The sequence below is a fragment of the Bacillus cereus group sp. Sample62 genome (assembly GCF_036851315.1).
Classification (GTDB): domain Bacteria; phylum Bacillota; class Bacilli; order Bacillales; family Bacillaceae_G; genus Bacillus_A; species Bacillus_A wiedmannii.
On sequence record NZ_JAFLPK010000001.1, the window covers coordinates 1,266,995 to 1,279,287 of the forward strand.

Genomic DNA, 12,293 nt, shown 5'->3' on the forward strand with positions numbered 1-12,293 from the left:
ATTAGTTGTTCCCCTTTCCAAGGTGGAATGTTTCGTATACAGTCCACGTTCCGTTTTCTAATTGATATAGAAGATGGAAGCGATCAATTGGTTGTTCATAATAGAAATCTTTCATACGTAATCGACCTAATACATCAGCATGCTCTGCATCTGATAAGCCTTGTCCGATTGTTAAATGAGGTACGAAAGCGTACTCGCGTTCTTGTATAAAGAATTCGCTATGCATCTCCTCATTTAAGAAAGTAAGTTCAGGTGTTTTTTCTACTTTAAAATAAAGAACATTATTAACAGGTGCGAATGAACCAACTTTTCCGACATGAAGAGTGAAAGGGTTCGTTTTACTTGCGATTGTATGTAACTCTTTTACAATCGATTCTAATTGTTCATCTTGCGTCTCAAAGGGTGTTTTCAATGTAATATGTGGCGGAACTAATGCGTAGTGCGGATCATAACGTTTACGCAATCCGTTCGCTTTATCTTGAATCATTTTAGATGGAAAAATTACAATGCCTAATTTCATGTTCCAATTCCTCCCTTTGTAAGTCTAGTTAGATTTTGAGAAAATAAATCTCTTCATCTATTATATCAAATTATTCTGAATACTGCTCTCTATTATTTCATTGATAGAATATGAGAGAAAGCTTTCGGTAAATCAGTCTGCCAATATTTCCACGTATGGTTACCTTCAAACTCTTCGTAATGCGTGATGAAATTTCTATCTGTCAGAAGCGTATTGAGCTCACGGTTCGGTTGTACGAAATCAGAAACTTGTCCATCAGTGCGTTTTACGGCTGTTTCTTCTGTCCCAATGACGTGATAAAGGTCTAGCGCCTCCGGATTTTTGAAGTCTTTCGCTAAGCTCATCACTGTTTCATCCACAAATGGTGATTGCATAACGACTTTACCGAATGTATGCGGATACATAAGTGCAGTCATGAAGGAAACTGTCCCGCCAAGAGAATCACCAATTAACACACGACCTTTTCCCATTTGGTACGTTGGATAATTTTCATCGATATATGGTGCAAGTTCATGAGCGAGGAAACGAATATACGCAGCGTTTTTCACTTCATTTGGGAAATATTTTTCTTTACGATCGTGTACATTTTTATATGGAATACCGACAATAATTGTACGGTCAATTTCTTCAGTTTCACGAAGGCGCTCAATTACACGGTGCGCTTTACCAAGCTGAAAATAATCTCTACCATCTTGTGCAATTACAACTGTATGTTTGTGCAGTGGTGTGTAATTTACCGGTAAGTAAACGAGAAGTGTAACATCTTCTTGAAGTGATGCGCTATAAAATGAAATTTCTTCAATTCTCCCTATTGTTTGATTCATGTAGATCCCCCTAAATAAAAATTTACTGTAATGATTGTAAGAGCGACGCTTGTAGTGAAAAAGAAAGAAATATTCACTAATAGGTGCTTTCGTTTCTATTTTACCATAATGGTACGAAGAATCTAAAAAATTAGTATTTAAGTTGTGAAAGAAAACGGATATAATGAAGTGGGATTTTTGACAGGTGAGAGGGGAGACGGAATTTGAAACAAGAAAGATCAATCGCACTACCATTAGCAATTTCCATTATAGCCATTTCATTCGCAGCAGTTTTTGTAAAGATGTCCTCAGCACCATCTTCAATATTAAGTATGTATCGATTATGGATTATCGTACTTATTATGCTGCCTATCGTTTGGAAAAAACGGGAAGAGTTTAGTAAGATTCAAATAAAAGATTGGGGATTTTTAATTGGATCTGGTTTCTTTTTAGCACTTCATTTTCTTTTATGGTTTGAATCTTTAAAGCATACGACAGTTGCTAGTTCGACTATTATTTTAGCGCTTCAACCAATCGTATCTTTAGTTGGAGGTTTTTTCTTATTTAAAGAAAGAACAACATACTCAGCCATTGCAACAATGGGAATAGCGATATTAGGAGTAATGTGTATTGGGTGGGGAGATTTAGGGTTAAGTGAACAAGCAATTTATGGAGATATATTATCCTTTTTAAGTGTAATAGCGGTTGTCGGTTATTTATTTATCGGGCAAACGACAGTAAAGAAAGTATCACACTGGATTTACAGCTTTACAGTCTTTGCATTCGCCGGTATTTTTATGGGGATTTATAATATAGTATTGCAAGTGCCTTTTACAGGTTATACGAAGTGGGACTGGACAGTTTTTCTTTTACTTGCAGTTGTGCCGACAGTGTCACACGTCATTAATAATTGGTTATTAAACTACGTAAATGCAACAACAATTTCAATGAGTATTTTAGGAGAACCCGTTGGAGCATCTATACTAGCGTTCTTCTTACTCGGTGAAAGACTAAATGTAATGCAAATTATCGGTAGCATGCTCGTATTGTTTGGTGTATCTGTTTTCTTACTACAGCAACAAAAACGAACAGCAAAAAATGTAGTAAACGAGCCGGCGTATACGCAGGAAATATAATGTTAGAGGAGAAAAGAGAAGTTGTGATACTTCTCTTTTTGTTTTACAGAAATATAGGGGAGGAAGGGAAGCTTAATGGAATTTCCATCAAAAAAAGATATATGGTTATATCCGATTTTTTTCGTTGTCATTGGAGCGTGTTTTGCTCCTCTATTTGCAGGAAAAGAGTATTTTCTTTTATTTTTTACACTTCCGTTAGCGATATTATTTATGTGGAGTTGGTTTTCGACAAAATACATCGTCGGAGAAGAAACAATTACAATTAGATCAGGTATCGTTAAAAAACGCATATTTATACGAGATATAAAACAAATTTCAAATACGAAAAATCCAATAGCAGCTCATGCATTGTCATTTGATCGACTTGAAATTGTTTACGGCGCACATAAAACAGAAGTTATTTCTCCTCAAGATAAAGACCAATTCATCAATCTCGTTACAAGTAAAAATTCACACATTGAAATCAAGTAAAAGAGTGGCTAGGAAGCCACTCTTTTACTTTGGATTTGTCATATAAGGTTGTACATGAATAATACATAGGTCACGGAACTTTCCTTCAGCAGTTGTGACAATTATGACTGCTCTTCCGGCACTTTTTCCAGCAATCGTTACCGTATCACCTTTTGGATACATTGTGATAACATCAGCATTCATATTTGTCCAAATAAGTTCTTTATTCGTTGCTTGCACTGGCAAAACGGAAGCTGATAACTCAGTGCTTTGTCCAGTTCTTACTTTCAACTTATTTTTTTCCATATGAACACCAATGACTGAAATAACAGAAGGAGCGATTGAAATTTTAGGTGGATTAGGTTGTATGTTCAAACAAGACGCAGAAGTATTTGAAATAGGTGAAAATTTTCGTGTTTGTTGTTGCTGGAAAGCTGCTAACATGTTGGAGTCCCCTTTCTGTATAAGTGCTGATAGTACTACTATAAAGGAGTAGTGTTATGTTTAATTTAACGAAACATAAAGAAATTGTTAAATTCGAGTAGAAGATTGTCGAACTTTCATAAAAAGAAAGCTCTGCTGATACGATAACAGCAGAGCTTTTCCTTTATAGATTATGACTATGTTGTTTTTCGAAATCCTCAAATTGCTCTTCAATTTCTTTTGAAGGTTGCGTTAGTAAACTAACAATTACGATTACTAGTAAACTAATAGTGAAACCAGGAATCATTTCATATAAGAATTCTTTTAAGAATTTGAATTGAGTCCAAATAATGACTGTAGCGGCACCAGAAACCATACCAGCAAGTGCGCCCCACTTCGTCATACGTTTCCAATATAAGCTTAATAAAATAGCAGGTCCGAATGAAGAACCAAATCCAGCCCAAGCGTATCCAACAAGAGCTAAAATCGTATCATTTTGTTTAAACGCTAATGCGCACCCAACTAATGCAATAACAAGTACAGCCATACGACCGACAAATACAAGTTCTTTATCAGAAGCAGAACGTTTAAAGAATGTACGATATAAATCTTCTGTTATAGCACTAGAAGTAACGAGTAACTGAGATGAAATTGTACTCATAACCGCTGCTAAAATCGCTGCTAATAAAAATCCAGTAATAAGTGGATGGAATAAAATAGTGCCAAGTTCAACGAAAATCGTTTCTGGATCAGAAAGTTTTAAACCTGCTTTTGAATAGTATGCAATACCGATAAGGCCAGTAAACATAGCTCCAGCAACAGAGAAAATCATCCAGCTCATACCAATGCGTCGTGCGCTTTTAATTTCTTTTACAGAAGAAATCGCCATAAAACGTACGATAATATGTGGTTGTCCAACATAACCAAGGCCCCATGCGAATAATGAAATAATTCCTAATACAGAAGTGCCTTTAAAAATATCTAATAATGCCGGATCGATAGATTTAATTGTTTCAAATGCTGGACCAAGTCCATTTACGTGCATAATTGTTACGACTGGAACAAGAATAAGAGCGACTACCATAATGATTCCTTGCACGAAGTCTGTCCAACTTACAGCTAAAAATCCACCAAATAATGTGTAAGCTACGACAACTCCACCAACGATAAGAAGACCAACATGGTAATTGAGTCCAAATGAATTTTCGAATAATACAGCGCCAGAGACAAATCCTGAAGCTACATAAAACGTGAAAAATATCATAATAACAAGTCCAGATACTAGGCGTAACATATGGGATTTGTCGTGGAAACGGTGTTCCAAAAATTCTGGGATAGTAATAGAGTTGTTTGCAATTTCAGAGTAGGTACGTAAGCGAGGAGCGACATAAAGCCAGTTTGCGTATGCGCCTAGTGTTAGGCCAATCGCAATCCAACTACTACTTAATCCAACGCTAAACATTGCACCGGGTAAGCCCATTAAAAGCCAACCACTCATATCAGCTGCTCCAGCACTTAATGCTGTTACTGCGGGGCCTAGTGTACGCCCGCCAAGCATATAATCTGTTAAGTTGGACGTTCGTTTATAGGCGAAATAGCCAATTACTAACATCCCGAGCATGTAAATAGAGATAGAAGTTAAAGTTAACATCTGCGTACTCATGTAGTTCCCCTTCCTTTTGTCATGTCTTTTGATGCGTTATGCATATTTATAATCTATCATGATTATTCTGAAAAATCCATACAGAAATACGAATTTTCAGAAATGTAAGCGTTTTTTGACATCGTTTTATTTTTTTAATATATAATATTCATGCAAAAAACCTTATTTTTAATAGAGTATTTATTATATTTACATAAAAAGAGGTTGTTTTGTCAATATAATATTGAAAGAAGAGAAAAATAAAATTCTTTTAAAAGTATTGACTTATGAAAAAAGTTAAGTCTATAATGAGTGCAACTTAAAAAAATGCAAGCGTTGATGAAGAAGAGTACACATGATGAACATGTCAGAGAGCTGATGGTTGGTGCGAATCAGTATGGGATTGATGTGGAATGGGCTTCGGAGCTTCCAAACCGAAACGAAAGAAGTAGGCTTTGGCGACATGATCTCATCGATACAAGAGACACGTATTGTTTTTGATACGGTAAAGTGCGTTACATTTGTAACGAATTAAGGTGGCACCACGGGAGTACCCGTCCTTTCTATAGGATGAGTACTCCCTTTTTGTGTACAAAAAATTAAATAAACGAAATCGTTTAAGTAAGAAGAGTACGTATATTGGAGACGTTACAGAGAGCCGGGGATAGGTGGGAGCCCGGTACGGTGCCATATACGGAATGGGCTTACGAGAGGTATGCTGAACAATTATTTTCAGTAGGCAACCCGGGTTCCGCCGTTACAAGGATAAGGTATATATTTTGTACCTGAACAAAGCGGGATGCTTTTGCGTCCAACATGAGGTGGTACCACGGTAAATTTATCGTCCTCTACATATTTTCGATATGTAGAGGACTTTTTTATTTTTCAGATTGAGGTGAAAGGCATGATGACAAAAGAGGAATTTATGAAGCAAAAAGAACAGGGAAGAGCATTTTTAGTAATCTTTGAAGAAGAAGGAGATAGCATTACGCCAATTTCTTTATATAGACGTATGAAGGGAAAGAAAAAGTTTTTATTAGAAAGCTCGCAGCTTCATCAAGATAAAGGACGCTATTCTTACTTAGGATGTAATCCATATGGTGAAGTAAAAAGCGTTGGTACGGAAGTGGAACGAACGATTTACGGCCAAACAGAAAAGCTGCAAGGTAACGTACTACAAGTGTTAGAAGAAGTAATCGCGTCAGCACAAGTAGACAGTCCATTTCCATTTTGCGGAGGAGCAGTTGGTTATATTGGCTATGACGTCATCCGGCAATATGAAAACATTGGAGCAGATTTAAACGATCCATTGAATATTCCGGAAGTACACCTTGTACTGTACCGTGAGTTTATCGTGTATGACCACGTACGCCAAAAATTATCATTTGTATATGTATGCAGGGAAGATGATGCAGCTTCTTATGAAGAAGTATATGAAAGATTGCAAGTATACAAAGAGGAAGTGCTACAGGAAGAAGCAGCGGAAGTAACTGAAATAAGGTCAACATTATCATTCACTTCTTCTATAACGGAAAAAGAGTTTTGTGAGATGGTAGAAACGGCGAAAGAACATATAAGAGCCGGGGACATATTCCAAGTCGTACTGTCACAGCGTTTGCAAAGTGAATGTATCGGTGATCCATTCGCGTTATACCGAAAACTTCGAATTGCCAATCCGTCACCATATATGTTCTATATCGATTTTCAAGATTATGTTGTACTCGGTTCTTCGCCGGAAAGCTTGTTATCAGTTAGAGAAGATAAGGTGATGACGAATCCAATTGCGGGTACGAGGCCGAGAGGGAAAACAAAGGAGCAAGATGCGGAAATTGAAAAAGAACTGTTAGAAAATGAGAAAGAACGAGCGGAGCACATGATGCTTGTAGATCTTGGGCGGAATGATATTGGCAGAGTAAGTGAAATTGGATCCGTGACGATAGATAAATATATGAAAGTAGAAAAATATTCTCACGTTATGCACATTGTATCTGAAGTTTACGGAACATTGCGAAAACAAATGAGTGGATTTGATGCATTAGCGTATTGCCTACCAGCAGGAACAGTGTCAGGAGCTCCGAAAATTAGAGCGATGGAAATTATAAATGAGTTAGAGAATGAAAAAAGAAATGTATACGCGGGTGCAGTTGGATACGTTAGTTTTTCAGGGAACCTTGATATGGCGCTCGCCATTCGAACGATGGTTGTAAAGGATGAAAAAGCATACGTTCAGGCAGGAGCGGGAATTGTTTATGATTCAGACCCAGTAGCTGAATATGAAGAAACGTTAAATAAAGCGAGAGCACTTTTGGAGGTAATGAAATGATTGTACTAATTGATAATTACGATTCATTCACATATAACTTGTATCAACTGTTAGGTGAATGCGAGGAAGAAATTGTTGTCGTAAGAAATGATCAAATAACGATAGGACAGTTAGAAGGGATGAATCCAACAGGAATTGTGCTATCACCAGGACCAGGAAAACCAGTGGATGCTGGCATTTGTATCGAAGTGATTCGTCATTTTTATAAGAACGTTCCCATATTAGGTATTTGCCTCGGACATCAGGCGATTATATCAGCATTTGGAGGAGAAATTGTTAGAGCGGAGCGCATTAAACATGGGAAAACATCTCGTGTGAAACATAACGGAATGTCAATCTTTTCATACGTGACACAGCCGCTAACAGCGATGCGCTACCATTCCCTTGTTGCAGCGCAAACGAGCTTGCCAGAGTGTTTTGACATACTAGCGACAGCGATGGACGATGGAGAAATTATGGCAGTTCGTCACAATTATTATCCGCTATTCGGATTACAGTTTCATCCGGAATCAATCGCGACAGAAGAAGGTGGAAAGTTAATACGTGCCTTTTTAACAGAAGTGAAGGAGGAGGAAAGAGTATGAATAACTATCTTCGTAAATTAGTGGAGGGACAACATTTAACAGAAGAGGAAATGTATAGAGCAGGGCTTCTTTTATTAAATGAAAACATATTGGAGAGTGAAATTGCAGCTTTCTTAGTCTTACTGAAAGCGAAAGGTGAAACAGCAGAAGAAATATACGGCCTTGTTCGAGCTCTTCGCGAAAAGGCATTACCATTTTCGAACCATATACAAGGAGCAATGGACAATTGCGGAACGGGTGGTGACGGTGCCCAAACGTTTAATATTAGTACAACATCGGCATTTGTACTGGCAGGAGCTGGCGTCAAGGTTGCAAAACACGGTAACCGTGCTGTATCTAGTAAAACAGGAAGTGCAGATTTATTAGAAGAACTCGGTGTAAATATTAGCAGTACGCCAAACGAAATTGATTATTTATTAGAGCATGTCGGAATCGCATTTTTATTCGCGCCAGCGATGCATCCAGCATTAAGGCGCATTATGAAAATAAGAAAAGAATTGAACGTGCCGACGATCTTTAACTTAATTGGCCCTTTAACAAATCCGGTGAATTTAGAAACACAATTCGTCGGCATTTATAAACGAGATATGTTACTACCAGTTGCGCAAGTATTACAGAAACTAGGTAGAAAACAAGCGCTTGTCGTAAACGGAAGTGGATTTTTAGATGAAGCATCATTGCAAGGAGAGAATCATGTTGTCATTTTGAAAGATAATGAAATAGTAGAAACGAGTATTGAGCCTGAGAAATATGGTTTCTCAGTAGTGAAAAACGAAGAGATTAGAGGCGGAGATTCGAAAGAAAATGCAAAGATTACGCTCGGCGTATTAAGTGGAGAAAAGGGTGTCTACCGCGATACTGTTTTATTAAATGCAGGTCTAGCCCTTTTCGCAAATGGAAAAGCAGAAACGATTGAAGAAGGAATTACACTAGCGGTGCATAGTATTGACTCTGGAAAAGCATTAGCCAAACTAAACTTATTAATTGCAGCAAGTCATGAAAAATTAGAAAGGGTGAATTAAAGTGGGGACGATTTTAGACAAAATTGTAGACCAAAAGAAAAAGGAAGTTGCGGCATTATATGAAATGTATACACCATTAAAAGAAAGTAGAAAGACACATTCACTTGTAGAAGCATTACAGCAGTTTACTGTCATTGCAGAAGTAAAGCGAGCATCACCATCAAAAGGGGATATCAATTTAAATGTTGATGTACGAAAACAAGTGAAAATATATGAAGAATGCGGCGCAGGAGCAGTTTCTGTTTTAACAGACGGTCAATTTTTTAAAGGGGCGTTTCACGATTTACAAACGGCAAGAGCAGAAAGCAATATTCCGCTTTTATGTAAAGATTTTATAATTGATAAGATTCAAATTGATAGAGCGTATGAAGCTGGCGCAGATATTATTTTATTAATTGTAGCGGCGTTAACGAAAGAAAAATTAAAAGAGCTGTACAGCTACGTACTAGAAAAAGGATTAGAAGCAATTGTTGAAGTTCATGATGAACGGGAATTAGAAATTGCAATCCAATTAAATCCGCACGTTATCGGTATTAACAACCGTAATTTAAAAACATTCGAAGTCGATTTAAGCCAAACAGAAAAGCTTGGAAAACGATTAAACGAGGAGAAATTACTTTGGATTAGTGAAAGCGGGATTCATTCAAAGGAAGATATTATTCGCGTCAAACGAGCTGGAGCGAAAGGTGTATTAGTTGGAGAAGCACTTATGACATCATCTTCTATTCATACCTTTTTTGAAGAGTGTAAGGTGAACATATGAAAGTGAAAATTTGCGGTATCACTGATGTTGAAACGGCAAACCGTGCTTGCGAATACGGAGCTGATGCAATTGGATTTGTTTTTGCAGAAAGTAAGCGGAAAATTACTCCAAGGCTAGCGAAAGAAATCATTCAGGAGCTTCCAGCAAACGTATTAAAAATCGGTGTTTTCGTAAATGAATCAGTAGAAGAGATCCAGAAAATTGCAGATGAATGCGGGTTAACGCATGTGCAACTACATGGGGATGAAGATAATCATCAAATCAGAAGATTGAATATTCCGTCTATAAAATCGCTCGGAGTAACTTCAGAGGATGATATGAAAAACGCTCAAACATATGAAGCGGATTATATATTGTTTGATAGCCCGAAAGAAAAGTTTCACGGAGGAAATGGAAAGACATTTTCATGGGAGCTACTCACACATATGCCAAAAGAGTTACGCGAGAAAACGATATTAGCTGGTGGATTAAACGCTCTTAATATAGAAGAAGCGATTCAAACTATTCAGCCATACATGGTCGATGTAAGTAGCGGAGTAGAGACAGAAGGAAAGAAAGATGTAGAGAAAATAAAACAATTTATTATAAAAGCGAAGGAGTGTTCCAAATGAATTACGCATATCCAGATGAAAAAGGTCACTACGGTATATACGGAGGACGATACGTTCCAGAAACGTTAATGCAATCTGTATTAGAACTAGAAGAAGCATATAAAGAAGCAATGCAAGATGAAGCGTTCCAAAAGGAATTAAATCATTATTTAAAAACATACATCGGAAGAGAAACACCGCTTTATTTCGCTGACAATATGACGAAGTATTGCGGCGGTGCAAAGATTTATTTAAAACGTGAAGATTTGAACCATACAGGAGCTCATAAAATTAACAATACAATCGGTCAGGCACTTCTTGCAGTACGAATGGGCAAGAAAAAAGTTGTCGCTGAAACAGGAGCAGGACAACACGGAGTTGCAACAGCTACTGTATGTGCCCTACTCGGATTAGAATGCGTCATCTTTATGGGAGAAGAAGATGTGAGACGTCAAAAATTAAATGTGTTCCGAATGGAATTACTCGGAGCGAAAGTAGAAAGCGTAGCGGCAGGTAGCGGTACATTAAAAGATGCGGTAAACGAGGCGCTTCGCTACTGGGTTTCACATGTACACGATACACACTACATTATGGGATCCGTTCTTGGACCACATCCATTCCCGCAAATTGTTCGTGATTTCCAAAGTGTAATTGGGAAAGAAACGAAAAAACAATATGAAGCGTTAGAAGGGAAATTACCAGAGGCAGTCGTTGCATGTATTGGTGGTGGTAGTAATGCGATGGGCATGTTTTATCCGTTCGTACACGATGAAGAAGTCGCTCTTTACGGCGTAGAAGCAGCTGGGAAAGGTGTTCATACAGAAAAGCACGCAGCTACTTTAACGAAAGGAAGCGTTGGTGTTTTACACGGATCGATGATGTACCTTCTGCAAAATGAAGAAGGACAAATTCAAGAAGCGCATTCTATTTCAGCGGGACTCGATTATCCAGGTGTTGGGCCAGAACATAGCTTGCTAAAAGATATTGGACGCGTTTCTTATCATTCAATAACAGACGAAGAAGCGTTAGAAGCATTTCAATTATTAACGAAAAAAGAAGGGATTATTCCGGCGTTAGAAAGCTCACATGCTGTCGCATACGCATTAAAATTAGCACCGCAAATGAAGAAAGACGAAGGACTTGTCATTTGTTTATCTGGTCGTGGGGATAAAGATGTAGAGAGTATAAAACGTTATATGGAAGAGGTGTAAAAAATGGGAGTAGAAAAAATTAAAGCAGCGTTTGAAAATGGTAAGAAAGCATTTATTCCGTACGTAATGGGCGGAGATGGTGGCCTTGAAAAATTAAAAGAAAGAATTTGTTTTCTAGATGAGGCAGGAGCGAGCATCGTTGAAATCGGCATTCCGTTTTCAGATCCAGTCGCAGACGGTCCAACGATTCAAAGAGCAGGGAAACGAGCGCTAGATAGCGGTGTAACAGTAAAAGGTATTTTTCAAGCATTAATAGAGGTAAGGAAAGAAGTGCAAATTCCGTTTGTGCTTATGACATATTTAAATCCAGTACTCGCATTCGGAAAAGAACGGTTCATCGAAAACTGTATAGAAGCAGGTGTAGACGGTATTATCGTTCCAGACTTACCGTATGAAGAACAAGATATTATTGCACCGGATCTTCGCACGGCAAATATCGCTTTAATCCCACTTGTTACCGTCACGAGCCCAATTGAGCGAATCGAGAAAATTACGAATGAATCAGAAGGATTTGTCTACGCCGTTACAGTAGCGGGCGTAACAGGAGTACGTCAAAACTTTAAAGATGAGATTCATAGTTACTTAGAAAAAGTAAAATCACATACGCATTTACCGGTAGTGGCAGGGTTCGGTATTTCAACGAAGGAACATGTAGAAGAAATGATTACAATATGTGACGGAGTTGTCGTTGGAAGTAAAGTTATTGAGCTGTTAGAAAATGAAAAACGAGAAGAAATATGTGAATTAATACAGGCAACAAAACAAAAAGAAGAGGCGTAAGTCTCTTCTTTTTGTTTTGCGTAATAAATGTTAAAATATACAGAAA

Annotated in this window: 13 protein-coding genes and 2 other annotated features; of the genes, 9 read left to right on the forward strand and 4 right to left on the reverse strand. The window is 37.7% G+C overall.

The features are described from left to right. Position 1: 1 nt before the first annotated feature. Both J0835_RS06345 and J0835_RS06350 read right to left on the reverse strand, forming a co-directional pair. Positions 2 to 520, reverse strand: coding sequence for a YjcG family protein (locus J0835_RS06345; protein WP_000765870.1), 519 nt, complete (start codon positions 518 to 520; stop codon positions 2 to 4). A gap of 92 nt (positions 521 to 612) precedes the next feature. Further along, positions 613 to 1,344, reverse strand: coding sequence for an alpha/beta hydrolase (locus J0835_RS06350; protein WP_001076851.1), 732 nt, complete (start codon positions 1,342 to 1,344; stop codon positions 613 to 615). 203 nt (positions 1,345 to 1,547) lie between these two features. On the opposite strand from J0835_RS06350, the gene J0835_RS06355 reads away from it, so the two are divergent. Together J0835_RS06355 and J0835_RS06360 are read left to right on the forward strand one after the other, a co-directional pair. Then, positions 1,548 to 2,459: a DMT family transporter gene (locus J0835_RS06355; RefSeq protein ID WP_064476792.1), complete on the forward strand. Its 912-nt coding sequence runs from the start codon at positions 1,548 to 1,550 to the stop codon at positions 2,457 to 2,459. 75 nt (positions 2,460 to 2,534) lie between these two features. Then, positions 2,535 to 2,930, forward strand: a complete 396-nt coding sequence (locus tag J0835_RS06360) for a PH domain-containing protein (RefSeq protein WP_087979814.1) — start codon at positions 2,535 to 2,537, stop codon at positions 2,928 to 2,930. A gap of 24 nt (positions 2,931 to 2,954) precedes the next feature. Here J0835_RS06360 and J0835_RS06365 read toward each other — a convergent pair whose 3' ends face one another. Together J0835_RS06365 and putP are read right to left on the reverse strand one after the other, a co-directional pair. Continuing rightward, the gene (locus J0835_RS06365; protein WP_087979815.1) at positions 2,955 to 3,353 is read right to left on the reverse strand and encodes an Ig-like domain-containing protein; all 399 of its coding nucleotides are present in this window, start codon (positions 3,351 to 3,353) and stop codon (positions 2,955 to 2,957) included. A gap of 163 nt (positions 3,354 to 3,516) precedes the next feature. Further along, positions 3,517 to 4,995, reverse strand: a complete 1,479-nt coding sequence (putP, locus tag J0835_RS06370) for a sodium/proline symporter PutP (RefSeq protein ID WP_087979816.1) — start codon at positions 4,993 to 4,995, stop codon at positions 3,517 to 3,519. 306 nt (positions 4,996 to 5,301) lie between these two features. Beyond that, positions 5,302 to 5,539: a binding site (T-box leader), on the forward strand. Positions 5,540 to 5,581: 42 nt separating this feature from the next. Continuing rightward, positions 5,582 to 5,826: a binding site (T-box leader), on the forward strand. Between the two features lie 52 nt (positions 5,827 to 5,878). On the opposite strand from putP, the gene trpE reads away from it, so the two are divergent. Genes trpE through trpA form a run of 7 tightly spaced genes read left to right on the forward strand, consistent with a single transcriptional unit; the run spans position 5,879 to position 12,247 of the window. After that, on the forward strand, positions 5,879 to 7,297 hold the full coding sequence (gene trpE / locus J0835_RS06375; protein WP_140386700.1) for an anthranilate synthase component I: 1,419 nt from the start codon (positions 5,879 to 5,881) through the stop codon (positions 7,295 to 7,297). Further along, a complete protein-coding gene (locus tag J0835_RS06380) occupies positions 7,294 to 7,881 on the forward strand; it encodes an anthranilate synthase component II (protein WP_087979818.1) in 588 nt (195 codons plus the stop codon). Before trpE ends, J0835_RS06380 begins: the two co-directional genes overlap by 4 nt. Continuing rightward, a complete protein-coding gene (gene trpD / locus J0835_RS06385; protein ID WP_087979819.1) occupies positions 7,878 to 8,903 on the forward strand; it encodes an anthranilate phosphoribosyltransferase in 1,026 nt (341 codons plus the stop codon). The genes J0835_RS06380 and trpD overlap by 4 nt, the downstream gene beginning before the upstream one ends. Position 8,904: 1 nt before the next feature. Then, entirely contained in the window at positions 8,905 to 9,666 is a 762-nt protein-coding gene (trpC, locus tag J0835_RS06390; RefSeq protein WP_087979820.1) for an indole-3-glycerol phosphate synthase TrpC, read from the forward strand. Beyond that, entirely contained in the window at positions 9,663 to 10,277 is a 615-nt protein-coding gene (locus J0835_RS06395; protein ID WP_087979821.1) for a phosphoribosylanthranilate isomerase, read from the forward strand. The genes trpC and J0835_RS06395 overlap by 4 nt, the downstream gene beginning before the upstream one ends. Beyond that, positions 10,274 to 11,467 (forward strand): tryptophan synthase subunit beta, encoded by a 1,194-nt coding sequence (trpB, locus tag J0835_RS06400; protein WP_087979822.1) that lies wholly within the window; start codon positions 10,274 to 10,276, stop codon positions 11,465 to 11,467. The genes J0835_RS06395 and trpB overlap by 4 nt, the downstream gene beginning before the upstream one ends. Positions 11,468 to 11,470: 3 nt before the next feature. Beyond that, positions 11,471 to 12,247 (forward strand): tryptophan synthase subunit alpha, encoded by a 777-nt coding sequence (gene trpA / locus J0835_RS06405; protein ID WP_087979823.1) that lies wholly within the window; start codon positions 11,471 to 11,473, stop codon positions 12,245 to 12,247. Positions 12,248 to 12,293 lie beyond the last annotated feature (46 nt).

Excerpts from the sequence above, each read along its gene's own strand:
- J0835_RS06395 (WP_087979821.1), top strand. The coding sequence starts at position 9,663 with ATGAAAGTGAAAATTTGCGGTATCACTGATGTTGAAACGGCAAACCGT.
- trpD (WP_087979819.1), top strand. The coding sequence starts at position 7,878 with ATGAATAACTATCTTCGTAAATTAGTGGAGGGACAACATTTAACAGAA.
- J0835_RS06380 (WP_087979818.1), top strand. The coding sequence starts at position 7,294 with ATGATTGTACTAATTGATAATTACGATTCATTCACATATAACTTGTAT.
- trpE (WP_140386700.1), top strand. The coding sequence starts at position 5,879 with ATGATGACAAAAGAGGAATTTATGAAGCAAAAAGAACAGGGAAGAGCA.
- J0835_RS06365 (WP_087979815.1), bottom strand. The coding sequence starts at position 3,353 with ATGTTAGCAGCTTTCCAGCAACAACAAACACGAAAATTTTCACCTATT.
- J0835_RS06360 (WP_087979814.1), top strand. The coding sequence starts at position 2,535 with ATGGAATTTCCATCAAAAAAAGATATATGGTTATATCCGATTTTTTTC.
- trpB (WP_087979822.1), top strand. The coding sequence starts at position 10,274 with ATGAATTACGCATATCCAGATGAAAAAGGTCACTACGGTATATACGGA.
- J0835_RS06350 (WP_001076851.1), bottom strand. The coding sequence starts at position 1,344 with ATGAATCAAACAATAGGGAGAATTGAAGAAATTTCATTTTATAGCGCA.
- putP (WP_087979816.1), bottom strand. The coding sequence starts at position 4,995 with ATGAGTACGCAGATGTTAACTTTAACTTCTATCTCTATTTACATGCTC.
- trpA (WP_087979823.1), top strand. The coding sequence starts at position 11,471 with ATGGGAGTAGAAAAAATTAAAGCAGCGTTTGAAAATGGTAAGAAAGCA.
- J0835_RS06345 (WP_000765870.1), bottom strand. The coding sequence starts at position 520 with ATGAAATTAGGCATTGTAATTTTTCCATCTAAAATGATTCAAGATAAA.